Consider the following 22,319-nt stretch of genomic DNA (forward strand, 5'->3'; position numbering starts at 1 on the left):
CAGCCTAGCGGGGCCTCACGCCCGTGTCGGCGGTGCGCACCAGCAGTCCGCCCGCCTCGACCCGGACACGGAGGTCCGCCACCTCGCCGACGACGTCGCCGTCCAGATGGAGGGGCGCCGGGGCCTCCGGCACGGCCCACAGCGTCCGGATCCGCGAGTAGCGCAGGGCAGCCGCCTCCCACCGGTGGTGGGTCAGCCCCGCCCAGGCGACGGACGCCCACTGCGACGGCTTCCGCAGCGGCACCTCCAGGCAGTCGAGGTGGCCGTCGTCCGGACGCGAGTCGGGGAACACCTCGATGCCGCCGGGGATGCTGCCCGAGTTCGCGACGAGGATCGTCCACGTCGACAGCCGGCGTCCGGGCAGGCCGTCCACCGACAGGCGCATGCGGATCGGCTTGCTGCGCAGGTGGCGCGCCCCCATCGCGACGTAGGAGATCCAGCCCCAGCGGGACTTCGTGGTCGCGTCCGTGGCCAGCACGGTGGCCGCGTCGTGGCCGAGGCCCGCCATCACCAGGAAGGGCTGGTCCTGGGTGGGGGCCCCCGTGAGGCCATCGGTCACGAGACGCCAACTCGCCCAGCCCACGTCGAACGCCTTGGGCCTGCCGAACAGGGCGCGGTCGACCATGCGTCGCGCGTCGCGCGTGCGCAGTCCCAGGTTGTGCGCGAAGAGGTTGGCGGTGCCCAGGGGCAGGATGCCGAGGGTCACGCGCGAACCGGCCAGCGCGCGGGCCACCTCGCGCAACGTCCCGTCACCGCCGCCCACGACGACGTGGCGGGCGCCCCGGGCGAGCGCCTCCCGGGCCTGGCCCCACCCGGGCTGCTCGAGCGTGGTGGTGAGGACGCGGAGGGTCAGCCCGGCGTCCGCGCAGGTGGTCTCGAGGTGGTGCCGGGCGATCTCGTAGCGCTTGGCGACGGGGTTGAGGACGGCCCAGACCGGCGCCTCGGCGTCCGGTGCTGGTTCCTCGTGGTCCGTCACGTCCCCCATTGTGCTCGCTAGGGTTGGCCCATGAACGAGATCCCGCCCGAGTTGGCTGGCCTACGGGCGAGCATCGACAACCTCGATCAGGCGCTGGTGTGCCTGCTGGCCGAGCGGTTCCGCATCACCAAGGAGGTGGGCAGGCTCAAGGCGACCAAGGGTCTTCCGCCGGCCGACCCCGAACGGGAGCGGGCCCAGATCGCGCGGCTGCGCGCCCTGGCGGACGGGGCGGGGTTGGACCCGGAGTTCGCCGAGAAGTTCCTGACGTTCATCGTGACCGAGGTCGTCCGGCACCACGAGCAGATCGCCAGGGAGCACCAGGCCTGAGGAGGTTCAGCGGGCGAACAGCTCCACGAAGTTGGCCAGGATCCGGCCGGGGGAGTCGTCGACGCCCGCCTGCCGCACCTGCTCGGCGATGGTGTCGAACTCGGCCGGGTCGAAGTAGCCCGCGTCGCGATAGATGGTCATGCGCTCGATCATGCCGTCGACGTCCAGTTCGGGGTGGAACTGGGTGACGTAGGCGCGATCGCCGACCCGGTACGCCTGGACCGGGCAGGCGGTCCCGCTGGCCAGCAGGACGGCGTCGTTGGGCATCCGCGAGCAGGCCTCCTTGTGGCCGGTGAACGCCTTGAAGGAGCTCGGCACGCCCTCGAACAGGGGATCGGTCCGGCCCGCCTCGGTCAGGGTGATCTCGACCGCTGACGTCGTCTCGCTGTACCTCCGGTCGACGATCCCCCCGAGGTGCTGCGTGAGGATGCCGACGCCGTAGCACAGGCCGATCAGCGGGATGTCCCGCGCCAGGGCGACGTCGATGATCTGGCCGAGGTCGCCCTCGACACGGCGCTGGTTCTCCGTCTTCACCTCGTCGGACGCGTTGAACTGCCCCCCGCCGATGATCAGGCCGGAGTAGTCGTCCGGGTGGATCTTCGGCAGGGGTGCCTGCTCGACCCTCAGCTGCACCAGCTGTCCCGGCTTCAGGCCGCCGAAGGACGCGATGGCGTCGAACTCGGCCGCGACCGCCTGGTCGTGGTCGCGGATCGACAGGTGCAGGAAGGGCTTCACGGTTCTCCTCGGGTGGTCGTGCCGGGGCGGTCGGAGGCGGGCGGGGTCTCCCGCCCGCCTCCGATCAAGGTGGGATCAGTCCATCAGGTCGGAGTAGAGCACCGAGGACAGGTACCGCTCGCCGAAGCTGGGGATGATGACGACGATCGTCTTGCCCGCGTTTTCCTCACGGGCGGCCACCTCGCCGGCCGCCTTGAGGGCGGCGCCGGAGGAGATGCCCACGAGCAGCCCCTCGACACGCGCGGCTACGCGCGCGGTCGCCACGGCGTCCTCCGAGGTCACGGTGAGGACCTCGTCGATGACCGAGCGGTCCAGGATGGCGGGGATGAAGTTGGCGCCGATGCCCTGGATCTTGTGCGGGCCCGGCTTGCCGCCGGACAGGATCGGGGACTCGGCCGGCTCGACCGCGACCATCCGCACCTCGGGCTTGCGCTCCTTGAGCACCTGGCCCACACCCGTGATCGTGCCGCCGGTGCCGATGCCGGCCACGACGATGTCGACGGTTCCGTCGGTGTCGTTCCAGATCTCCTCGGCCGTCGTGCGGCGGTGGATCTCGACGTTGGCCGGGTTCTCGAACTGGCGCGCGAGCACGCCGCCCTGCTGGGCGGCGATCTCGTTGGCCTGCTCCACCGCGCCGCGCATGCCGTCCGGACCCGGGGTGAGGACGAGTTCGGCGCCGAACGCGCGCAGGAGGGCCCGGCGCTCCTTCGACATCGTCTCGGGCATCGTCAGGACGACGCGGTACCCGCGGGCGGCGCCGACCATCGCCAGCGCGATGCCGGTGTTGCCCGAAGTCGCCTCGACGATGGTGCCGCCCGGCTTGAGCTCGCCGGACGCCTCGGCCGCGTCGACCATCGCGACGCCGATGCGATCCTTCACGGAATTGGCGGGGTTGTAGAACTCGAGCTTGGCCAGCACGGTGGCCCTGGACTCCGGCAGGAGCTTGTTGATCTTGACCAGCGGCGTGCGGCCGATGAGGTCCGTCACGTTCTCGAAGACGTTCATGGGGGAAACCTACCCGCCCGGCTCGAGGCGGCGGAACAGCCAGACGCTCACCGCGACCTCGGTGGTGATCGGGGCGACGGCGTCCGGCACCCGGTGGAACGCGTTGGGGCCCATGCCGATCAGGTCGCGGGCCAGGCCGGCGTCGGCCGCCAGCGGCGTCCGGACGCGCTGGCGTGCCACCACCTCGAACAGGCCGGACGCGCTGCGCACGAGCCGGTCGTCCTTGTCGGCCTCGATGGCCAGCAACCCATGCCGCTCGCGCAGGGACGCCAGGTGCTCGGCATCCGGGGTCACGACGATGAGCAGCCCGGCGTCGCCCAGCACCCGGGCGAACTCGCCCATGTTCCGGGGTGCGAACAGGCACGTCACGAGCCCGAACCGGCGGGACCGCAGCGGCAGGGTGCCCCAGGCGTCCGCGACCACGGATGCCGCGCGCGGGTGAGCCCTGGCCGCCCGACGGGCCGCGGGGACCGAGACGTCCACGGACACACCCCGCGCCGTGGGCAGCGCCTCCAGCAGCCGCGCCAGGTGGTGGCCCGTCCCACCGCCGACGTCGAGGACCGTCCTCGACCCCACGGCACGTCGGGCTAGTGCGGCGTCCACGGCGTCGAAGGCCCCCGACCCGAGGACGCGCGCGCGGGCGTCCACCATGGCGGCGGTGTCGGCGTTGGCCGGCTGGGCCGCCCCCAAGAGGTTCAGGTGCCCCTGCTTGGCGACGTCGTACGAGTGCCCCGACCGACACGCGGCCCGGGCGATGCGGCCGCCCTCCTCGACCAGGTCGAGTGGCTCACGGCAGACGGGGCAGGCGAGCAGCCCGCGGGCGGCGACCAACCCCATGGGATCAGAGGCCCCGGAGGCGACCGCCGTCGACCGGGATGATGCAACCGGTCACGTAGGAGGCGGCGTCCGACAGCAGGAAGGTGGCGACCCGGCCGAACTCGACCGGCTGCCCGATCCGGCCCATGGCTGCCGTGCGGCCCATGCCGGCCAGGCTCGCGCCCTTGTCGGGCGCCTGGTCGGCCAGCCAGTTGATGCGGTCGGTCTGGATCGTGCCCGGCATGAGGCCGAAGACCCGGGACCCGGAGTCGCCGAACTCATCGGCCAGCTGGGTGATGAGCATGGCGAGCCCCGGGCGCGTCACGTTCGAGGGGGCCATCGTCGCGAGCGGTTCCTTCGCCGAGGTCGACAGCACGAAGCCCAGGGTGACCGGGCCGGTCGCCGCCCTCACGACCTCGCGTGCGGTGCGCAGGGCGGCCACGACGACCGAGTCGAAGGCGGCCAGGTAGGTGGCGTCGTCCGTGTCGAGGACCGACCCGCGCGGCGGGCCGCCCACGCTGACCATGGCGCCGTCGAGGCGTCCCCAGGTGTCGACGGCGAGGGCGGCGGCACGGGCGGCGGTGTCCGCCTCCGTCAGGTCGGCCGCCAGCGCCACGGCGTTGCCGGCGCCGAGCGCGGCCACGGCGTCCGCCAAGGGTTGCTCGCGGCGGGCGACGAGGACGACCTTCGCCCCCTCGGCGACCAGTTGGTCGGCGGTCGCGCGGCCCAGGCCGCCGGAAGCGGCCGTGACGAGGAAGACCTTGTCAGTCAGTCCGAGATCCATGGGACGTCTCCTGGTCGAGTTCGGTGGTCGAGGTGGCCGTGGCCTGCGCGGCGCGCTCCCGGGCACGCCGCCGGTCCTTGATGTCGTTGCGGATGAGGATGAACAGGCCGACTGCGGCGATGGCGGTGAACGAGAACCACTGCATCGCGTAGCTCCAGTGCGGTCCCTCGGTCGGCGGCGGGGGAGTGATCGGGCGCAGTTCCGCCGACTGGGCCGGCGTCACCTCGATGAGGGAGATGAACCCGTTCACCAGCGGACGGCCGACCCAGTCGGTCAGGGCGTCGGAGTTGATGAGGCGGACGGTGTTCTCCGTCGGCGTCATCTGGTTGGCGTTGCCCTGCTCGTTGCGCCGGACGTAACCGACGAGGGACACCTCGCCGGACGGGGGAGCCGGGAACACCTTGGGGAAGTCCTGACCGGCGGGGCGCTCGACGAAACCGCGGTCGACCAGCACGGTCTGCCCGGACGCCGTCACCAGGGGCGTCACGAGCTCCCAGCCCGTCATTTTGTCGAAGCTGCGGTAGCGGGCCTGGAGCTGCTTGTCGGCCAGGAACGTGCCCGTGACCTCGACGCGCTGCCACTGGTCCGCGTCCTGGATCTCGTGGTCGAAGGCCTGCTCGAAGGGCTTGACGGGGGCGGCCTCGTGCTGCGCCGTCGCGGTGTTGCGGTCGCGCCGCTGGTCGAGCCGGTCGAGTTGCCACTGGCCCAGGTTCACGAACGTGAAGCCCAGGGCCACCACGAAGGCCGTCATCAGCACCCACCGCAACCAGGTCCGCCTCACCGGTCGTCCTCCTGTTCCACATCACCGGGGATGATGTCGCCGGCCGTGATCGCAGGCCGCTCCGCAGCGGCCTCCTCGTCGGACGCCGGCGCCTCCGGACGGTTGTCCCGCGCGTTGCCCAGCAGGACCGCGATGCCGGGCAGCACGGCCGCCACCACCACCAGGACCACGTTCCACGGGGTCGGGGAGGCGACCGCCGCGATGAAGCACACCACGCGGAACGCCATCGTGATGAGGTACCGCTTCGTCCGCTGGTCCGTGGACAGGCTCGCGCCGTGGCGTGCACTCGTGATGAGCGACGGCCTCACGTGCGCGGGGCGTCCGGACATGGTGGCCAGCCTACGCCTCAAGCTGGACCCTCTTCCGCTACGGTTGTCCGGTGAATCAGACCTCGCGCAGCATCCTCGTCACGGGTGGCGCCCGCGGCATCGGCCGGGCCATCGTGGAGGAGTTCCTCGCCCAGGGCCACCGCGTCGCGGCGGCCAGCACGTCCGGCAGGGCCCCCGAGGGCGCCCTCGGGATCGTCTGTGACGTCGCCGACCCGGCCTCCGTCGACGCCGCCTTCAAGACCGCCGAGGACGCCCACGGCCCGGTGGAGGTGGCCGTCGCCAACGCCGGCATCACCAAGGACACCCTCATCCTGCGCATGAGCGCGGACGACTTCGACGCCGTCCTCGACGTCAACCTGAAGGGTGCGTTCAACGTGGCCAAGCGCGCGTCGAGGTCGATGCTGCGCGCCCGGTGGGGCCGCATCATCTTCATCGGCTCGGTCGTCGGCCTCTACGGGTCCCCCGGCCAGGTGAACTACGCGGCCAGCAAGGCCGGGCTGGTCGGTATTGCCCGGTCCCTGACCCGCGAACTGGGCGGCCGCAACATCACCGCGAACGTCGTCGCACCGGGCTTCATCGAGACCGAGATGACGGCCGTCCTCTCCGAGGACACCGTGGCCGGCTACAGGGCGGCCATCCCGACCGGACGCCTCGGCAGCCCGGACGAGGTCGCCGCCGCCGTGTCGTTCCTCGCCTCGGACGCCGCGAGCTACATCTCCGGAGCCGTGCTGCCCGTCGACGGCGGCCTCGGCATGGGTCACTGAAAGGGAAAGAGCATGGGAATCCTCGAGGGCAAGAACATCCTCGTCACCGGTGTGACGATGAACACCTCCATCGCGTACAAGGTCGCCGAGATCGCCGCCGCCGAGGGCGCGACGGTCGTGGTGTCGAACTTCGGCCGCGCGTTGAGCATCACCAACCGCGTCGTCAAGCGGCTCGAGCCGGAGCCCGCCGTCCTCGAGCTCGACGTCACCAACGAGGAGCAGCTCGCCGCCCTGCCGGACGCCCTGCGCGCGGTCGGCATCGAGCGCCTCGACGGCGTGGTCCACTCGGTGGCCTACGCGAACCCTGAGACCGCCCTCGGCGGCGCCTACCTGACCACACCGTTCTCCGATGTCGCCCAGGCGATGCACGTCTCGGCGTACTCGCTGGTCAGCCTCACGATGGCCTGCAAGCCGCTCTTCGGCGAAACGGCGTCGGTCGTCGGACTCACGTTCGACGCCCGCATCTCGTGGCCGCACTACGACTGGATGGGCGTGGCCAAGGCGGCCCTGGAGTCGGCCTCGCGCTACCTCGCCCGCTACCTGGGACCCGAGGGCGTCCGCTCGAACATCGTGGCCGCCGGCCCGCTCGACACGATCGCCAAGAAGGCCATCCCCGGCGCGACGTCGTTCAACGACATCTGGGGCGGGCGCGCCCCGCTGGGGTGGGACGAGACGGACGCCACCCCCACCGCCAAGGCCGTCGTGGCCCTGCTGTCGGACTGGTTCCCCGCCACCACGGGCGAGATGCTCCACGTCGACGGCGGCCTGCACTCGACCGGCGCGTGACACGGGTCACCCGAGCCGTCCTCCGCGGCCCGGGCCGGGTAGGTTGTGAGCATGTCACCCGTCGTTGAGCTCGCAGACGTCTCGATCGTGCGTGGCGGCGCCACGCTGTTGGACCAGATCACGTGGACGATCGACGAGTCCGACCGCTGGGTCGTCATCGGTCCCAACGGGGCGGGCAAGACCACGCTGCTGCAGGTGCTGGCGGCCAACCTCCATCCGTCGTCGGGCTATGCGTCCATCCTCGACGAGGTGCTGGGGGCGGTCGACGTGTTCGAACTGCGCCCGCGCATCGGCGTGACGTCGGCGGCTCTGGCGGACCGGATCCCGCGCGGGGAGGCCGTCGGCAACGTCGTCGTCTCGGCCGCGTACGCCGTGGTCGGGCGTTGGCACGAGGGCTACGACGTCGAGGACTTCCGCCGCGCCGCAGCGCTGATGAAGAAGCTCCGCATCGAGCACTTGGGCAAGCGCACCTTCGGCACGCTCAGCGAGGGCGAGCGCAAGCGCGTCCAGATCTCCCGGGCGCTCATGACCGACCCCGAGCTCCTGCTGCTGGACGAGCCGGGCGCCGGCCTCGACCTGGCCGGCCGGGAGCGTCTGGTCGAGACGATCGCCGACATCGTCGCCGACGAGTACGCGCCGGCCACGGTGCTGGTCACCCACCACCTCGAGGAGATCCCGCCGGGCATGACGCACGCGCTGCTCCTCAAGGGGGGCCGTGTGGTCGCGGCCGGGCCCATCGGCGAGGTGTTGACCGACGCGAACATGAGTGAGGCCTTCGACCTGCCGCTGACGGTCTCGCACGACCGCGGACGGTGGTCGGCCCGCGCCTCGTCGCATCCCGAGCGCGCCCAGGAGTGACGATGATCGAGTGGATCCAGCAGAACTGGTGGATCGCCTGGCTGGTCCTGGCCGGCGGTCTGGCCGTCTCGGAGATGCTGACCCTCGACATGACGCTGCTCATGCTCGCCGGAGGCGCGCTCGCCGGCGCCGGCGCCGCCCTTCTGTTCCCCGGCCTGGTCTGGGTCCACGTGCTCGTGGCCGTCGTGGTCGCGGTGGCCCTGCTCGGCGTGTTGCGACCCGAGATCCTCAAGCGGCTGCACCAGGGCCCCGGCTATCGGAGCACCTTCGACCAATTGCTCGGCAGCACCGGCCGTGCACTGGGGGAGATCACCTCCTCCGGGGGCGAGGCGACCGTGAACGGCGAGATCTGGACCGCCCGTAGTTGGGACGGCGAGCCGATCGCGGCGGGCGTCGAGGTCGAGGTGATCGAGGTGGACGGCCTGACCGTGGTCGTCCAGCCCCGCCACAAGCCGCTGTCGCGCTGACCCGGGCCGTGCGCGGGGCGTCCGGCTAGGCTGGGCCGCAGTAGCCCCAGCCGGAGGAGTCACCCCATGCCCGATCCGTTCCTCATCCTCGTCATCCTGCTCGCCGTCGTGGCGGTGGTGGCGCTCGTCCTGTCGGTCCGGGTCATCCAACAGATGCAGGTCGGCATCGTGCAGCGGCTGGGCAAGTTCAGCCGGGAGATCGGGCCGGGCCTGCACCTCATCGTGCCGTTCATCGACCGGGTCGCCTACACCATGGACATGCGCGAGGCCGTCGTCCCCTTCCCCCCGCAGGGTGTCATCACCGAGGACAACCTGATGGTCGGCATCGACTCGGTCATCTACTACCAGATCGTCGACCCCAAGCGAGCGGCCTACGAGGCCCAGAACTACATCCAGGCCATCGAGCAGCTGACCATGACGACGCTGCGCAACATCATCGGCGGCATGGACCTCGAGCAGACCCTGACCTCGCGCGAGGAGATCAACCAGAAGCTCCGTGCCGTGCTGGACGAGGCGACGGGCAAGTGGGGCATCAAGGTGAACCGCGTCGAGCTGCGCTCCATCGAGCCGCCGGCCACCATCCGCGACGCGATGGAGAAGGGTGCCCGCGCCGAGCGTGAGAAGCGCGCCCAGATCCTGCTGGCCGAGGGCCAGCGGCAGTCGCAGATCCTGTCGGCCTCGGGTGATCGCGAATCCTCGATCCTGCGGGCCCAGGGCGAGCGTGAATCGGCGGTGTTGCGGGCCCAGGCCGATCGCCAGGCGTCCATGCTCCGCGCCGAGGGTGAGGCGCAGGCCATCACGACGGTCTTCAACGCCATCCATGCATCCGAGCCGGACGAGGGCCTGCTCGCCTACCAGTACCTGCAGATGCTCCCGAAGCTCGCGCAAGGCGACGCCAACAAGGTGTGGATCATCCCGTCGGAGCTGAACGACGCCCTCAAGGGGCTCGGGTCGACGGCGGGTGAGGCGGTCACCCGCTTCGCGGGCTCCAAGGTCGACCCGACGAAGTTCACGGCGCCCGAGAAGGTCGACGTCTTCGAGGAGATCGCCGCCTCGAAGCGGGCCGAGGAGGCCCAGTCGGAGCGTTCCGTCCAGCAGGCGATCGCCGAGGCGCAGAAGATCGAGCAGGGCAAGGCGGCCCGCCTCATGACGGGCCGTGAGACCAACGCCATCGAATCCGGCGCTCAGCCGGGCGAGGCGCCCCAGGCCCAGCGGGCCGTCGAAGAGCTGTAGTCCCCGGCGTAGCGCCATCTGGACCACATGAGGCGGGGTCGCCGCAACCGCTACTTGCGCTGACAAGGGGTGACGTCACGGCCCCCCGAGCGGGAGGCGCCCCGATGTGGTCCAGATGGCGCTACGTCCGGCCTCACACCCAGGAGCGGACCCTGGACACGATGGAGTCACAGAAGGCGTCGTACGCCGGATCCGGTTGCTGCGACTCGGGGTGCGCCTGCAGCCACTCCCAGCCGCGGGCGACCCCCTCGGCCCACGACACCCTCGGGTTGAAGGCGGGCACCAGCGACTTGACCAGGGTCGTGTCGAACACGATCGTGGATGCCTTGTCGCCCAGCAGGTTCGCCTCGAGGTCGGGACGCAGGCCGGCGAGCATGCCGCTGGAGACGTGCACCAGGGACAGGTCGAAGCCGATGACCTCGGCGACGGTCCGGAACGCCGCGTTCCAGGTGATCGACTCGGCCGAGGTGATGTGCACGGCGCGGCCCAGCGCGTCCACGTTCCCCAGCAGGCCGGCCAGGCCCACGGCGAAGTCCTCGTTCCAGGTGAACGTCCACAGGGACTCGCCGTCCCCGTGCATGACCAACGGCTTGCCGTCGAGGCCGCGCTGCCACGCCGCCCAGGGGTTTCCGAAGTGGAAGTTGGTCGGGATCGTCCGCTCCCCATAGGTGTGGCTGGGGCGGACGATCGTCCAGGGCATCGCGTCGCCGGAGGCGCGCAGCGTCTCCTCGGCGGCGATCTTGTCGCGGGCGTACTGCGAGAACCGGTTCCCCTGCGGGGACTCCTCGGTCACGACGTGGTGGGGGAGCGGCTTCAGGTAGGTGGAGCACGAACTGATCAGGACGTACTGGCCGACCCGCCCCGAGAGGACGCGCAGGTCCCGCTCGACGTCGGACGCGTTGAACGCCAGGAACTGGACGGCCGCGTCGAACTCGCGTCCGCCCAGCACGTCCCGCAGGGACGCCTCGTCACGGACGTCGCCGACGAGGTGGTCGACCCCGTCGGGGAGGGGTTCACGCGTGCCTCGGTTCAGGACGGACAGGGTGTGCCCGTCGGCCAGGATCCGCTGGACGACCGCACGACTGATGGTCCCGGTGCCACCGGTGAGGAGGATACGCATGGGCCCATCTTGCCGCAGGTGGCCCGCTGCTCACAGGCCGAGGGCGGTGGTCATGTCGGCCTTGAGTCGCTCCAGCGCCTCGGACGCCCGCGCCCGAGCGGCCACGAGGTCGGCCGACTCCTCGGGCGGCAGCGCGACCTGCAGGTACACCTTGAGCTTCGGCTCGGTTCCAGACGGCCGCGCCACGGCACGGACGCCCGGGCCCTCCAGCAGGACCGCGTCGGTGGGCGGCAGGCCCCGCCAGCCCGCCCCCAGGTCGGACGCCGTGACCGGCACCCCGGCCAACTCCGCCGGAAGGGCAGCACGGAGGCGCGCCATGGCGTCGGAGATGATTGCCAGGTCGGACACCCGGAAGGACAACTGCGCCGTCAGGTGGACGCCGTGGGTGCGGGCGATGTCGTCCAGCCGTCCGGCGACGGACGAACCCTCCGCCTTCAGGGACGCCACGAGGGCCAGCAGCCGCGTCAGCGTGGTGATGCCGTCCTTGTCGGCGACCGCCTCCGGGTCGGTGCAGTAGCCGATGGCCTCCTCGTAGCCGAACGCCAGGCCCGGCACGCGGCCGATCCACTTGAAGCCGGTGAGCGTGGTCTCGAACGGCTGGCCGGCGGCCTTCGCGAGACGACCGAGCAAGGTGGAGGACACCACCGAGCACGCGTAGACGCCGGGCGTCCCGCGGCGCAGGGCGTCGTCGGCGAGCAGCCAGCCGAGCTCGTCGCCGGTGAGCATCCGCCAGGTCGGGACGGCCCCTTCGAGCCCGCTGGGGAAGGGGGCCGCCAGTGCACAGCGGTCGGCGTCCGGGTCGTTGGCGATCGCCACGTCGGCGCCGGTGCGGACGGCCAGGGCGAGCGCCAGGTCCATGGCGCCCTTCTCCTCGGGGTTGGGGAACGCCACGGTGGGGAAGGCCGGATCCGGTACCGCTTGTTCGTCGACCAGGGCCGGGACCGGGAAGCCCGTCCGCTCGAGGACCCGGGCGACGACCTCGGCCCCGACGCCGTGCATGGGCGTGTACACCCAGCGCAGGTCGCGCGGGGCATCCTCGGCCACGAGGGAGGCCGCCCGGGCGGCGTACGCGGCCAGCAACGGCTCGCCGATGGTGTCGTAGGCGTCCGAGCGGGCGATCTCGGCGATGGGCCGGCCCGCGACGGCCTCGATGTGGGCTGCGATCTCGCCGTCCGTGGGCGGGACGATCTGGGACCGCCCGACGTAGACCTTGTAGCCGTTGTCCTCCGGAGGGTTGTGGGAGGCGGTCACGACGACGCCGGCCACGCAGTCGAAGTGCCCGATGCCGAAAGCCACCACCGGTGTCGGTACCTGGGTGGCGGTGAGCATCGCGCGCAGGCCGTGCCCGGCGAGGATCTCCGCGGTGTCGCGAGCGAAGACGTCGGAGTTGTAGCGGGCGTCGTACCCGACGATCACGCGCCGGCCGGCGTGGCCGTTCTCCAGCAGCCAACGGGCCAGGCCGGCGGCGGCCTGCGACACGACGACGCGGTTCATCCGATTGGGACCGGGGCCGAGCGCGGCCCGCAGTCCGGCCGTGCCGAACTCGAGGCGTCCGGCGAAGGCGTCGAGGAGTTCGGCGACGGCGTCCGGCTCGCCCGCCTCGGCGCGTTCGACGAGGTGGTCCAGCGCCGTGACGGTCGCCGGGTCGGGGTCCTGCGCCTGCCAGGCGCGGATGGCCTCGAGGCGGTCCGTGGTCAGCATCACAGCACCTCCAGCAGGCCGGCGAGCAACGCGCGCAGGCGCGGGACGGCGGTGCGGCCGGCCTCGAGCACCTCGGCATGGTCGAGGACGTCGCCCGTGATGCCGGCGGCCGCGTTCGTGACCAGCGAGATGCCGAGCACCTCCAGCCCCGCCTCGCGGGCGGCGATGCACTCCAGGGCCGTCGACATGCCGACGAGCGTGCCGCCGAGCACGCCGGCCATGCGCACCTCGGCGGGCGTCTCGTACTGCGGGCCGCCGAACTGGACGTACACGCCCTCGGCGAGACCCGGGTCGACGGTCCGCGCGAGGTCGCGCAGGGCGGGGGAGTAGGCATCCGTCATGTCGACGAAGGTGGCGCCGTGCAGCGGGGTGGCGCCGGTCAGGTTGATGTGGTCCGCGATCAGGACGGGGGTGCCCGGGGCCCAGGCGGGGTCGAGCCCGCCACACCCGTTGGTCAGGACGAGGCGGGTCGCGCCGGCGGCGGCCGCGGTCCGGACGCCGTGCACGACGGCGTCCGCGCCCTTCCCCTCGTAGAAGTGGGTGCGACCCGTGAACAGGGCGGCCACGCGGCCCGACGGCAGGCGCAGGGCCCGGACGGCCCCGCCGTGCCCGGCCACGACCGGTGCGGAGAAGCCCGGCAGGTCGGCCAGGGGCACCTCGGCGAGGACGTCGCCGAGGTCAGTGGCCGCGGTCGACCAACCCGAGCCGAGGACCACGGCGACGTCGAGGTGTTCCACCCCCAACCGTGAGGTGAGGGCGACGGCGGCCTCGCGGGCCAGGGCGTGGGGGTCGGCGTGCATCACGGGCCGCAGCATAGTGGTTGACAACGGCCTCGACGCTTCGACCCCCGCGGGGGCCTCATGGAACAATGCGGGGTGTGACGGACGTGGTGATCATCGGTGGTGGGCCCGGCGGCTACGAGGCGGCCCTGGTGGGGCAGCAGTTGGGCGGGACGGTGACGATCGTCGAGCGCCGCGGGCTGGGCGGCTCGGCTGTGCTGACCGACGTCGTCCCGTCCAAGACCCTCATCGCCACGGCCGAGGTGATGAACAAGATCCACCGGGCGTCCTCCCTCGGCCTCGAGCCCCGCGACCCCTCCGTGCACTCCCTCGCCGCGACCGTGCGGGTCAACCTCGAGACCGTGAACGAACGGGTGGTGAACCTCGCCCGCCAGCAGTCGGTCGACATCCGCGACCGCTTGCTGGCCGATGGCATCCGCATCATCCAGGGCACCGGACGCCTCGACGGCACCGAGGCCGTCATCGCGACCACGCCGGACGGCACCACCGAGCGGCTGCGGGCCGACATCACTCTCGTCGCGACCGGCGCCCGCCCGCGCGAATTGCCCGATGCGAAGCCGGACGGCGTCCGCATCCTCAACTGGACGCAGATGTACAACCTCACCGAACTGCCTGAGCGGCTCATCGTGGTCGGGTCCGGCGTCACGGGGGCCGAGTTCGCCGGGGCCTACCGCAACCTCGGCGTCGACGTGGTCCTTGTCTCCAGCCGCCACCAGGTGCTGCCGAGCGCGGACGCCGACGCCGGCCGGGTCATCCAGGGCGTCTTCGAGGGGTCCGGGATGACGATCATGTCCAACGCCCGCGCCGTCGCGGCGCGCGTCGAGGGCGACGGCGTGGTCGTGACCCTGGCCGACGGGCGGGAGGTCCGCGGCAGCCATGTCCTCATGGCCGTGGGCGCCATCCCGAACACGGAGGACCTCGGCCTGGCCGAGGCCGGGGTCGCGACCACGGCGTCCGGTCAGGTCATCGTCGACCGCGTCTCCCGGACGTCCGCGCGGGGCGTGTACGCCGCGGGCGACTGCACGGGGGTGTTCAACCTCGCCTCGGTGGCCGCCATGCAGGGACGCATCGCGATGTGGCACTCGCTCGGCGACGCCGTCTCCCCGCTGGACCTGTCGACGGTGTCGGCCAACGTGTTCACCTCGCCGGAGATCGCCACCGTGGGCGTGAGCCAGGGAGAGATCGACTCGGGGATCGTCCGGGCCCGGGCGGTCGTGCTCCCGCTCGACTCCAATGCCCGCGCGAAGATGAAGGACCAGAGGGACGGCTTCGTCAAGGTCTTCTGCCTCCCGCTGACCGGCATCGTCATCGGGGGCGTCATCGTCTCCCAGCACGCCAGCGAGCTCGTCCACGTGTTGGCGCTGGCCGTCCGCTCGAAGCTGACGGTGGACGAGCTGGCCCAGGCGTTCACCGTGTACCCCTCGTTGTCGGGGTCGGTCGCCGAGGCCGCCCGCCGCCTGCACGGCCACGCCGGTGACGAGCACCTCAGCTACTGAGGTGGGAGCAGGAGGTACACCCGTGGACGCAATCGGTGGCAACTCAGGGTTGGATCACAGGTCGGCGGGGCGAATTCGGGCAAACGAGCGGCTAGCGTAGTCCAACGTGACGCAGAACATCCCGCTTGCCGTCGGCCTCGTCCTCATCGGCTCGTTCTGCTTCGCGCTGTCCGCACACCTGCAGCACGGCGCGGTCGACGCCCACCTGGGTGGCAACGCCCAGAAGGACCAGATGAGCTTCCGCTCGTTCCTGGTGGCCATCCGCAACCCCCGCTGGATACTGGGCCTGGTGCTGCTGGGCGTGTCGGCTGTGTTCCAGATCCTGGCGCTCACGATGGCGCCGTTGTCGGTCGTCCAGCCGCTCGGCCTGCTGGCATTCCCCTGGTCGGTCCTGCTGGCCGCGCACGCGACGCGCACGTGGGTCCCGCCGCGCATCCAGCTCGCCGTCGCCGTGACGGTGGCCGCCACGCTGGCGTTCACCGTCGTGACGGGCCTCCATGCGACGGCGTCGTCCGACCTGGTGATCCGCCGGGTCATCATCGGCGCACTCGTGGTGTACGGGGTCGTCGCGCTCTTCGCGTCGCTGGGGGCACGGGGGCCGTCCGAGTGGCGGTCCCTGTTCTGGTCGTCCGGCGGGGCCCTCTTCTACGGCCTCGAGGCGTCCCTGGTGAAGTCGATCATCGAGTACGTCCGCACGCACTCCTGGCCCTACTCAGTCGCCATCTACGGCATCGCGGTCGCCCTGGTCGTGGGTGCGGTCGCCGCCGGATGGCTCATCCAGCAGGGGTACGCGACCGGGCCCGCAGAGGTCGTCGTCGGCTCGATGACGGTCACCAGCCCCGTGGTGGCCGTGGCCTTCGGCATGCTCGTCCTGGGCGAGGGGGCGGGCATCACCTTCGCAGCTGCCGCCCTCATGATGCTCCTCGGCGTCATCGCCGTGGCTGGGGTGGTCGCGCTCGCGCGCTTCCACCCCACCTACCAGAACGGTGCCGGCGACCTGGGGTCGACGGCGCCCGATCAGTTGAACCGGTAGAGCTTCTGGGCGGTGCGGTACAGGGCTACGGACAGCTTCCGGCCCAGGGGTCCGGGTAGGTTCGCACCGAGTACCAGGGGAAGGCGCAGCCCCAGCCGGGTCTTCAGGGCGGGGTCGACCGAGTCGATGTGCTCCCACATCTCGCGGCGCATGCGCAGGCCGTTCTCCGTGCCCTCGAGCAGCGCGAACATGCTGGACGCCGTCACGATGAGGCCCAGGTACTGCTCCATGTAGCCGGCCAGGCGGCGGTTGCCGGCGCCCTCGGGGAGCTTGTGGGCCTCAACCATGATGCGGGTGATGCGCATCTGCTGGTCCAGGCGCTTGATCTGCACGCTCTCGTTCACGGACTGGTCCTCGCGTCCGATGAAGTACCGGTAGAGGTTCACCGGGAGGTAGAACAGCGTCTGGACGCTCGGCAGCGGCTGGTAGACGAAGATGTTGTCGACGTAGAACGTGTGCTCGGGCAGGTCCACACCGGAGTCGCGCAGCACCTGGGTGCGATAGATCGCGGAGTGCATGAGGATGTTCTGGCCGGGGCCCGAGAAGCCGACCTCGTTCCAGGTGAAGATCCGGTTCTGCGGCAGCATTCCCCGGTACCGGATGACCTTCTGCGTCCCCGAGATCGTGTGCTCGTAGACGTAGTTGGCGACGACCAGGTCGACGGGGGAGCCGGACGCGATGAAGTGGCGCAGCTTGGACAGCGTGAGGTTCAGGGCGACGTGGTCGAGCCAGTCGTCGGAGTCGACGACCTTGAAGTAGACGCCGGTCGCCGCCCGCAGGCCCGCCATGACGGCCCCGCCGTGCCCCTTGTTCTCCTGGTGGATCACCTTGATCATGTCGGGGTACCGCTCGACCCAGGCGTCGGCCTTCTCGGCGGTGTCGTCCTTGGTCGAGCCGTCGTTGACGATGATGATCTCGATGTTGCCCTTGCCACGCAGGATCGAGTCGATGCAGTGATCCATGTACTCGGCCGAGTTGTAACAGGGAATGACGAAGGTGATTTCCTTCTGCTTGTGGTACGGGTGCTCGGCGGTCACGTGATCCTCTTCGTCGGTGCGGTTTCCTTCCACGACAGGCTATCGGTCGACGCCCAGGATCGCCTCCTCGGGCGGGCGGACGGTGTTGCCGCGATGTCAGCCGTTCGTCGACGTCAGTCGGCGTCGACGATCTCGCACAGGGTGTCGCCCGAGGCGACGGTCTGGCCCGCCTCGACCTGCAGGCCCTTGATCACGCCGGCGCGGTGGGCGTTGAGCGGCTGCTCCATCTTCATGGCCTCCAGGACCACGACGAGGTCGCCCTCGGCGACGACGTCGCCCTCGGCCACGGCGACCTTCACGATGGTGCCCTGCATCGGCGAGGCGACCGCGTTCGTGGAGGGGGCCGAGGCCTTGGCGCCGCCACGATCGCGGCGGGTCGGCTTCTTGGCCTTCGCGGAGGGTGCGGACGCCGTGCCGAGTGTGGCGGGGAGCTTCACCTCGAGGCGCTTGCCGTTGACCTCGACGACCACGCTGGTCGTCTCGCGCTCATCGGCCTGGCCCAGCGGCCCGGTGTAGGCGGGGATCGTGTTGTCGAACTCGGTCTCGATCCAGCGGGTGTGGACGCCGAAGTGGCCGTCGGCCGCGACGTAGGCCGGGTCCTCCAGGACGACCCGGTGGAAGGGGATGACCGTGGGCATGCCCTCCAGGACCGTCTCGGACAGGGCGCGACGGGAGCGCTCGATCGCGTGCTCCCGGTTGGCGCCCGTGACGATGATCTTGGCGACCAACGAGTCGAACGACCCCGGGACGGACATTCCGGCGTTGTAGCCGTGGTCGACCCGGACGCCGGGGCCCGTGGGAGGCTGCCAGGCCGTCAACGTGCCCGGGGCGGGCATGAAGTTGCGGCCGGCGTCCTCGGCGTTGATGCGGAACTCGATGGAGTGGCCACGCACCTCGGGATCGTCGTAGCCCAGCTCCTCGCCGTCGGCGATGCGGAACATCTCGCGGACGAGGTCGATGCCGGTGACCTCCTCGGACACGGGGTGCTCGACCTGCAGGCGCGTGTTCACCTCGAGGAAGGAGATGCGGCCGTCCTGGGCCACCAGGAACTCGCAGGTGCCGGCGCCGACGTAGCCGGCCTCCTTCAGGATGGCCTTGGACGAGGAGTACAGCGTCTCGAGCTGCTCGTCGGTCAGGAACGGCGCGGGCGCCTCCTCGACCAGCTTCTGGTGGCGGCGCTGGAGCGAGCAGTCGCGGGTCGACACGACGACGACGTTGCCGTGGGAGTCGGCCAGGCACTGGGTCTCGACGTGGCGGGGCTTGTCGAGGTATTGCTCGACGAAGCACTCGCCCCGGCCGAAGGCGGTGACGGCCTCGCGGGTGGCCGACTCGAAGAGTTCGGCGACCTCGTCCAGCTGGCGGGCGACCTTGAGGCCGCGACCGCCGCCCCCGTAGGCCGCCTTGATGGCGATGGGCAGGCCGTACTCCTGGGCGAAGGCGACGACCTCGTCCGCCCCGGCCACCGGGTCGGGCGTTCCGTGCACGAGCGGGGCGCCGACCTTGTTGGCGATGTGGCGGGCCTTGACCTTGTCACCCAGGGCGTCGATCGCGGCCGGAGGAGGACCGATCCAGATGAGCCCGGCGTCGATGACGGCCTGGGCGAACTGGGCGTTCTCGGCGAGGAAGCCGTAGCCGGGGTGCACCGCGTTGGCGCCGGAGCGCTCCGCGAGGCTGAGGATCTTCGCCACGTCGAGGTAGGTCTCGGCGGGGGTCATGCCGTTCAACGCGTAGGCTTCGTCGGCCAGCTTCACGAACAGGGAGTCGGCGTCGGGGTCGGCGTAGACGGCCACGCTCGGCAGGCCGGCGTCGCGGGCGGCGCGGATCACGCGGACCGCGATCTCACCCCGGTTGGCGACAAGAACCTTGGTGATAGGCACATTTCCTCCTTGAAAGTCCCGGTCTTCGGCCCAGGGCCGTGTCCATTCGGGAGTCTAGGACCAAAGGAGGACGGGTCCGTAATTCGGTGGTCCTTGCCGGGGAACCTCGCGGGCGATCGTCAGGAGAAGACGGCGACGGCGACCGGGATCACCCACAGGACTGCCAGGGCCTGCAGGACGCGGTCCGACAGGACGACGTCCTCCGGCTCACCCGCCGAGCCGGCGTCGATCACGTAGGCGTAGCGCATCAGGGCCAGCGTGAACGGGGCGATCGAGATGGCGTGCCACGGCAGCTGGAACGGGGTGACCTCTCGGGACTGCTCGAACGCCCACAGGCTGTACGACATGATCACGGCGGTGCACGCGAGGGTCCATGCGAAGCGCAGGTAGGAGTCGGTGTACCGGGCCAACGAGGCGCGGGTGCCCGCCTCCGGGCCCAACTCGCGGATCTCCGAGTAGCGCTTGCCCGCGACCATGAACAGCGAACCGAACGCCGCGACCAACAGGAACCACTGCGAGAGTTCGATGTCCGACGCAACGCCGCCGGCCACCGCGCGCAGGATGAAGCCGGACGCGACCATGGCCAGGTCGATGATCGGCTGGTTCTTCAGGAAGAGCGAGTAGCCGACCTGCAGCAGCCAGTAGGTGGCCAACGTCACGCCGAGCAGGGGTGCCACCCAGAAGCCGAGCGCGAGGCTCGCCACGACGGTGACGGCGGCGAGCACGAGCGCCGTGGTGGGGGAGAGTTCTCCGGCCGCGATGGGACGGAACCGCTTCTTGGGGTGGGCGCGGTCGGCCTCGACGTCGCTGACGTCGTTGATGAGGTAGATGGACGCGCTGACCAGGCAGAACGCGATGAACGCCCACAGCGTGTTGAGCAGGATGTCGGGCTGCAGCAACGTTCCGGCAGCGACCGGTGCGGCGAGCACGAGGACGTTCTTCACCCACTGGCGGGGGCGCATCGCCCGGATCGCGGCGGGAAGGCGGTGGCGCGTGGTCGCGGATTCGAGCTCGGTCATGGCGGGGGACAGTCTAGCGAGGGTGCGCCGAACGAGGTCATTGCCCTTGGGCGGGCCCCGGGGGAGACTGGTGGTGCGACGGCGGTGCCGTCCGGGCGCCGCGGCAAGGGAGGTGCTCGTGATGTTCGCACGCACGATGGACGGAATCCTCGGTCCGGGAATGCTCGACGAGATCATCCGCTACGCGGATGAGGCCTTGCAGCACATGACCCCGATGGCAGGTTTCATCGGGATGTCCCTCATCGCCGACCGGGTGACCGACCGGTGCATCGCCACCACCGCGTGGCAATCCAAGCAGGACTGGCACGACGTCGCACACGACCTGATGCCGATCGCGGCCACGGCGGTCGACGTGGCCGGTGGGCGCATCGAGGACATGGCGTTCGAGAGCTGGGAGGTGGGCCTCATGGTCCGCCACCACCCCAGCGTCGCGGGCGCCTGCGCCCGCGCGACGTGGGCGGAGTTCGATCCGACCGACCTGGGGGGCGTCCTCGACCACTACCGGGAGGCGATCCGGTCGTTCGAGTCCGATGGCTTCTGCAGCGCGAGCCTGCTGCTGGACCCGACGACGGGTCGGATCTGCCTCACGGCCAACTACGACTCTAGGGAGGCGATGGCGGTTGCCCGCACTCGGGCCCGGGGGATCCACACCGACGTCGCGGAGACCTGGGGCGGACGCATCATCGACGTGGCGGCGTTCGAGGTGTGCAGGGCGCACCTCCGGTTGCCCGAGATGGTGTGACCTCGACGTAGTCTGGCGCCATGGTCAGCCTGTCCGAGGTGTTGCGGCTCGTGGGGCGCGGGTCGGGGGAGTCCGCGGGGTGGGTGGTCGTGGACGTCCACGGCAGCTACCCCGCGCTCGCGGTTGCGCCGGCCCAGGCGCTGCTCCAGCGCATCGAGTCCCTCGAGGGGCTCGTCGCGCGGCTCGAGCGCCTGGCCCGCGCGGAGTGGGTCACGGGGGTGCTGGTGCGGGTGGGTCCCCTGACCGCCGGGCTCGCGACCGCGCACGCGATCGGTCGCGCGCTCGGACGCCTCGCCGATGCCAAGCGTGTGGTCGGGTACCTGACGCAGGTCGACATGCGCACCCTGCTGGCGACCGCACGGCTCGGGGAGGTCGTCGCCCCCGAGTCGGCCGAGGTGTCGCTGCCCGGCTTCGCCGCCGAGCAGGTCTACGTCGGTGCCTTCCTCAGCCGGCACGGCATCACCTTCGAGAACCTGCGCATCCGCGAGTACAAGTCGGCGCTGACGCCGTTCTCGGACGAGCGCATGGACCAGCACAACCGCCACCAGCTCAGCGAATACCTCGCCTCGGTCGAGTCGACGTGGTTGGACGAGGTCGCGGACGGCCGTGGGCTCGGCATGGAGTTGGCCGCCGGTTGGTTCGACGCGGGTTTCTCCAGCGCGAAGCAGCTGTTCGACGCCGGGCTCATCACCCGGATCGCCTACGACGACGAACTGGTCACCACCATCGAGACCCCACTGGGACGCACCCTCGAGTTCCTCGGTGACGAGTTGGGCTCCCGTCGGGCCAACCGGGGACGAGACGGCGTCACCATCGTGCCCGTGATCGGTGGCATCGTGGCCGGGCGCAGTCGCCACACGCCGCCGCTGCCGTTCGGTTCCGGACCGATGGCCGGTGCCGACACCGTCGTGTCGGCGCTTCGCCGCGCGGAGCGGGACGAGCACACCTCGGCGATCGTCCTGTACGTGGACTCCGGCGGTGGTTCGGCGATGGCGTCCGACCTGATCGGGCGGGCGGTCGAGCGCGCGGCCAAGCCCGTCGTGGCCGTGATGGGGGAGGTGGCGGGCTCCGGCGGCTACTACGTGCTCGCCCAGGCCGAACACGTGGTGGCCAGCCCGTTCACGATCACCGGCAGCATCGGCGTCCTCGTGGGCAAGCCCGTGCTCGAGGGGTTCAACGAGCGGCACGGACTCAATCCCGAGGTCGTCGGGCGCGAGCGCGCGCTGTGGGCCAGCCCCAACAAGCGCTTCACCGTGGAAGAACGGGCCTGGGCCGAGAAGATGATGGACGAGGTCTACGGCCGGTTCGTCGACCGCGTCGCCGCTGGACGCGGGCTGACCGCCGCGCGCGTGGACGAGATCGGGCGCGGACGCATCTGGAGCGGCCGGGACGCCTTGGAGGTCGGGCTGGTGGACGAACTGGGTGACCTGGACGCCGGCGTCGCCGCTGCGCGGCGCCTGGCCCGTCTCGACTCGGACGCGCCGGTGCGGACAATTTCGCCGCGGTTCCAGCTCCCGGGAACCCCCACGCTGGGGAAGGACGCCGCCTCCACTCTCGCCGCCCTGTGGCCGTTCGGCCAGGAGCGGGTACTGACCTGGATGGACTCCTCCCTGACGATCCGCTGAGTCACGCC

General features: G+C 71.0%; 23 protein-coding genes. 10 read left to right on the forward strand and 13 right to left on the reverse strand.

The window, feature by feature from the left end:
- Positions 1-4: 4 nt before the first annotated feature.
- Positions 5-976, reverse strand: coding sequence for a diacylglycerol/lipid kinase family protein (locus AC5YDV_RS08645; protein WP_496182915.1), 972 nt, complete (start codon positions 974-976; stop codon positions 5-7).
- A gap of 30 nt (positions 977-1,006) precedes the next feature.
- Here AC5YDV_RS08645 and AC5YDV_RS08650 point away from each other — a divergent pair, with 30 nt between their 5' ends.
- Entirely contained in the window at positions 1,007-1,303 is a 297-nt protein-coding gene (locus tag AC5YDV_RS08650) for a chorismate mutase (protein ID WP_496182916.1), read from the forward strand.
- A gap of 6 nt (positions 1,304-1,309) precedes the next feature.
- Here AC5YDV_RS08650 and AC5YDV_RS08655 read toward each other — a convergent pair whose 3' ends face one another.
- From AC5YDV_RS08655 to AC5YDV_RS08680, 6 genes are all read right to left on the reverse strand, one after another.
- Positions 1,310-2,038 carry a glutamine amidotransferase gene (locus tag AC5YDV_RS08655; RefSeq protein ID WP_496182917.1) on the reverse strand — a complete coding sequence of 243 codons (729 nt, stop codon included), beginning with the start codon at positions 2,036-2,038 and terminating at the stop codon, positions 1,310-1,312.
- 75 nt (positions 2,039-2,113) lie between these two features.
- A complete protein-coding gene (gene cysK / locus AC5YDV_RS08660) occupies positions 2,114-3,043 on the reverse strand; it encodes a cysteine synthase A (RefSeq protein ID WP_496182918.1) in 930 nt (309 codons plus the stop codon).
- A gap of 9 nt (positions 3,044-3,052) precedes the next feature.
- Complete coding sequence (locus tag AC5YDV_RS08665; protein WP_496182919.1) at positions 3,053-3,880, reverse strand: methyltransferase domain-containing protein; 828 nt, start codon at positions 3,878-3,880, stop codon at positions 3,053-3,055.
- Between the two features lie 4 nt (positions 3,881-3,884).
- On the reverse strand, positions 3,885-4,643 hold the full coding sequence (locus AC5YDV_RS08670) for an SDR family NAD(P)-dependent oxidoreductase (RefSeq protein WP_496182920.1): 759 nt from the start codon (positions 4,641-4,643) through the stop codon (positions 3,885-3,887).
- Positions 4,624-5,424 (reverse strand): SURF1 family cytochrome oxidase biogenesis protein, encoded by an 801-nt coding sequence (locus AC5YDV_RS08675; RefSeq protein ID WP_496182921.1) that lies wholly within the window; start codon positions 5,422-5,424, stop codon positions 4,624-4,626. Before AC5YDV_RS08675 ends, AC5YDV_RS08670 begins: the two co-directional genes overlap by 20 nt.
- Positions 5,421-5,753, reverse strand: coding sequence for a DUF3099 domain-containing protein (locus AC5YDV_RS08680; RefSeq protein ID WP_496182922.1), 333 nt, complete (start codon positions 5,751-5,753; stop codon positions 5,421-5,423). Before AC5YDV_RS08680 ends, AC5YDV_RS08675 begins: the two co-directional genes overlap by 4 nt.
- 50 nt (positions 5,754-5,803) lie before the next feature.
- Between AC5YDV_RS08680 and fabG the strand changes: the two genes are divergently transcribed.
- The 5 genes from fabG (at position 5,804) to AC5YDV_RS08705 (ending at position 9,861) form a co-directional block, all read left to right on the forward strand.
- A complete protein-coding gene (fabG, locus tag AC5YDV_RS08685; RefSeq protein WP_496182923.1) occupies positions 5,804-6,517 on the forward strand; it encodes a 3-oxoacyl-ACP reductase FabG in 714 nt (237 codons plus the stop codon).
- A 12-nt stretch (positions 6,518-6,529) separates the two neighbouring features.
- The gene (gene fabI, locus AC5YDV_RS08690; RefSeq protein ID WP_496182924.1) at positions 6,530-7,303 is read left to right on the forward strand and encodes an enoyl-ACP reductase FabI; all 774 of its coding nucleotides are present in this window, start codon (positions 6,530-6,532) and stop codon (positions 7,301-7,303) included.
- A 51-nt stretch (positions 7,304-7,354) separates the two neighbouring features.
- Positions 7,355-8,161, forward strand: coding sequence for an ABC transporter ATP-binding protein (locus AC5YDV_RS08695; RefSeq protein ID WP_496182925.1), 807 nt, complete (start codon positions 7,355-7,357; stop codon positions 8,159-8,161).
- 2 nt (positions 8,162-8,163) lie between these two features.
- Positions 8,164-8,628, forward strand: a complete 465-nt coding sequence (locus AC5YDV_RS08700; protein WP_496182926.1) for an NfeD family protein — start codon at positions 8,164-8,166, stop codon at positions 8,626-8,628.
- Positions 8,629-8,694: 66 nt separating this feature from the next.
- Positions 8,695-9,861, forward strand: coding sequence for an SPFH domain-containing protein (locus AC5YDV_RS08705; protein WP_496182927.1), 1,167 nt, complete (start codon positions 8,695-8,697; stop codon positions 9,859-9,861).
- Positions 9,862-9,994: 133 nt separating this feature from the next.
- Here AC5YDV_RS08705 and AC5YDV_RS08710 read toward each other — a convergent pair whose 3' ends face one another.
- The 3 genes from AC5YDV_RS08710 to AC5YDV_RS08720 are packed head-to-tail and all read right to left on the reverse strand — an operon-like array spanning position 9,995 to position 13,482.
- Positions 9,995-10,981, reverse strand: a complete 987-nt coding sequence (locus AC5YDV_RS08710) for an NAD-dependent epimerase/dehydratase family protein (RefSeq protein WP_496182928.1) — start codon at positions 10,979-10,981, stop codon at positions 9,995-9,997.
- 30 nt (positions 10,982-11,011) lie between these two features.
- Positions 11,012-12,682 (reverse strand): phospho-sugar mutase, encoded by a 1,671-nt coding sequence (locus AC5YDV_RS08715; RefSeq protein WP_496182929.1) that lies wholly within the window; start codon positions 12,680-12,682, stop codon positions 11,012-11,014.
- Complete coding sequence (locus tag AC5YDV_RS08720) at positions 12,682-13,482, reverse strand: purine-nucleoside phosphorylase (protein ID WP_496183016.1); 801 nt, start codon at positions 13,480-13,482, stop codon at positions 12,682-12,684. Before AC5YDV_RS08720 ends, AC5YDV_RS08715 begins: the two co-directional genes overlap by 1 nt.
- 77 nt (positions 13,483-13,559) lie before the next feature.
- Here AC5YDV_RS08720 and AC5YDV_RS08725 point away from each other — a divergent pair, with 77 nt between their 5' ends.
- Both AC5YDV_RS08725 and AC5YDV_RS08730 read left to right on the forward strand, forming a co-directional pair.
- Positions 13,560-14,978 (forward strand): NAD(P)H-quinone dehydrogenase, encoded by a 1,419-nt coding sequence (locus AC5YDV_RS08725; RefSeq protein ID WP_496182930.1) that lies wholly within the window; start codon positions 13,560-13,562, stop codon positions 14,976-14,978.
- Between the two features lie 106 nt (positions 14,979-15,084).
- Positions 15,085-16,011 (forward strand): DMT family protein, encoded by a 927-nt coding sequence (locus AC5YDV_RS08730; protein WP_496182931.1) that lies wholly within the window; start codon positions 15,085-15,087, stop codon positions 16,009-16,011.
- Here the strand turns inward: AC5YDV_RS08730 and AC5YDV_RS08735 are convergent.
- The 3 genes from AC5YDV_RS08735 to AC5YDV_RS08745 all read right to left on the reverse strand — a co-directional run bounded on the left by AC5YDV_RS08735 (position 15,996) and on the right by AC5YDV_RS08745 (position 19,944).
- Positions 15,996-17,048 carry a glycosyltransferase family 2 protein gene (locus tag AC5YDV_RS08735; RefSeq protein WP_496182932.1) on the reverse strand — a complete coding sequence of 351 codons (1,053 nt, stop codon included), beginning with the start codon at positions 17,046-17,048 and terminating at the stop codon, positions 15,996-15,998. The two genes, AC5YDV_RS08730 and AC5YDV_RS08735, sit on opposite strands and share 16 nt — an antisense overlap.
- A gap of 113 nt (positions 17,049-17,161) precedes the next feature.
- A complete protein-coding gene (locus tag AC5YDV_RS08740) occupies positions 17,162-18,925 on the reverse strand; it encodes an acetyl-CoA carboxylase biotin carboxylase subunit (RefSeq protein WP_496182933.1) in 1,764 nt (587 codons plus the stop codon).
- Between the two features lie 119 nt (positions 18,926-19,044).
- A complete protein-coding gene (locus AC5YDV_RS08745; protein WP_496182934.1) occupies positions 19,045-19,944 on the reverse strand; it encodes a decaprenyl-phosphate phosphoribosyltransferase in 900 nt (299 codons plus the stop codon).
- A gap of 121 nt (positions 19,945-20,065) precedes the next feature.
- Here AC5YDV_RS08745 and AC5YDV_RS08750 point away from each other — a divergent pair, with 121 nt between their 5' ends.
- Both AC5YDV_RS08750 and AC5YDV_RS08755 read left to right on the forward strand, forming a co-directional pair.
- Positions 20,066-20,686: a hypothetical protein gene (locus AC5YDV_RS08750; protein WP_496182935.1), complete on the forward strand. Its 621-nt coding sequence runs from the start codon at positions 20,066-20,068 to the stop codon at positions 20,684-20,686.
- 20 nt (positions 20,687-20,706) lie between these two features.
- A complete protein-coding gene (locus AC5YDV_RS08755) occupies positions 20,707-22,311 on the forward strand; it encodes a S49 family peptidase (RefSeq protein ID WP_496182936.1) in 1,605 nt (534 codons plus the stop codon).
- The last annotated feature ends 8 nt before the right edge of the window (positions 22,312-22,319 follow it).

The sequence above is a fragment of the Propioniciclava sp. LT432 genome (genome assembly GCF_059515965.1).

Excerpts from the sequence above, each read along its gene's own strand:
- AC5YDV_RS08720 (WP_496183016.1), bottom strand. The coding sequence starts at position 13,482 with ATGCACGCCGACCCCCACGCCCTGGCCCGCGAGGCCGCCGTCGCCCTC.
- AC5YDV_RS08665 (WP_496182919.1), bottom strand. The coding sequence starts at position 3,880 with ATGGGGTTGGTCGCCGCCCGCGGGCTGCTCGCCTGCCCCGTCTGCCGT.
- AC5YDV_RS08650 (WP_496182916.1), top strand. The coding sequence starts at position 1,007 with ATGAACGAGATCCCGCCCGAGTTGGCTGGCCTACGGGCGAGCATCGAC.
- AC5YDV_RS08680 (WP_496182922.1), bottom strand. The coding sequence starts at position 5,753 with ATGTCCGGACGCCCCGCGCACGTGAGGCCGTCGCTCATCACGAGTGCA.
- AC5YDV_RS08755 (WP_496182936.1), top strand. The coding sequence starts at position 20,707 with ATGGTCAGCCTGTCCGAGGTGTTGCGGCTCGTGGGGCGCGGGTCGGGG.
- AC5YDV_RS08745 (WP_496182934.1), bottom strand. The coding sequence starts at position 19,944 with ATGACCGAGCTCGAATCCGCGACCACGCGCCACCGCCTTCCCGCCGCG.
- AC5YDV_RS08705 (WP_496182927.1), top strand. The coding sequence starts at position 8,695 with ATGCCCGATCCGTTCCTCATCCTCGTCATCCTGCTCGCCGTCGTGGCG.
- AC5YDV_RS08750 (WP_496182935.1), top strand. The coding sequence starts at position 20,066 with ATGTTCGCACGCACGATGGACGGAATCCTCGGTCCGGGAATGCTCGAC.
- AC5YDV_RS08700 (WP_496182926.1), top strand. The coding sequence starts at position 8,164 with ATGATCGAGTGGATCCAGCAGAACTGGTGGATCGCCTGGCTGGTCCTG.
- AC5YDV_RS08695 (WP_496182925.1), top strand. The coding sequence starts at position 7,355 with ATGTCACCCGTCGTTGAGCTCGCAGACGTCTCGATCGTGCGTGGCGGC.
- AC5YDV_RS08715 (WP_496182929.1), bottom strand. The coding sequence starts at position 12,682 with ATGCTGACCACGGACCGCCTCGAGGCCATCCGCGCCTGGCAGGCGCAG.
- AC5YDV_RS08710 (WP_496182928.1), bottom strand. The coding sequence starts at position 10,981 with ATGCGTATCCTCCTCACCGGTGGCACCGGGACCATCAGTCGTGCGGTC.
- fabI (WP_496182924.1), top strand. The coding sequence starts at position 6,530 with ATGGGAATCCTCGAGGGCAAGAACATCCTCGTCACCGGTGTGACGATG.
- AC5YDV_RS08670 (WP_496182920.1), bottom strand. The coding sequence starts at position 4,643 with ATGGATCTCGGACTGACTGACAAGGTCTTCCTCGTCACGGCCGCTTCC.
- cysK (WP_496182918.1), bottom strand. The coding sequence starts at position 3,043 with ATGAACGTCTTCGAGAACGTGACGGACCTCATCGGCCGCACGCCGCTG.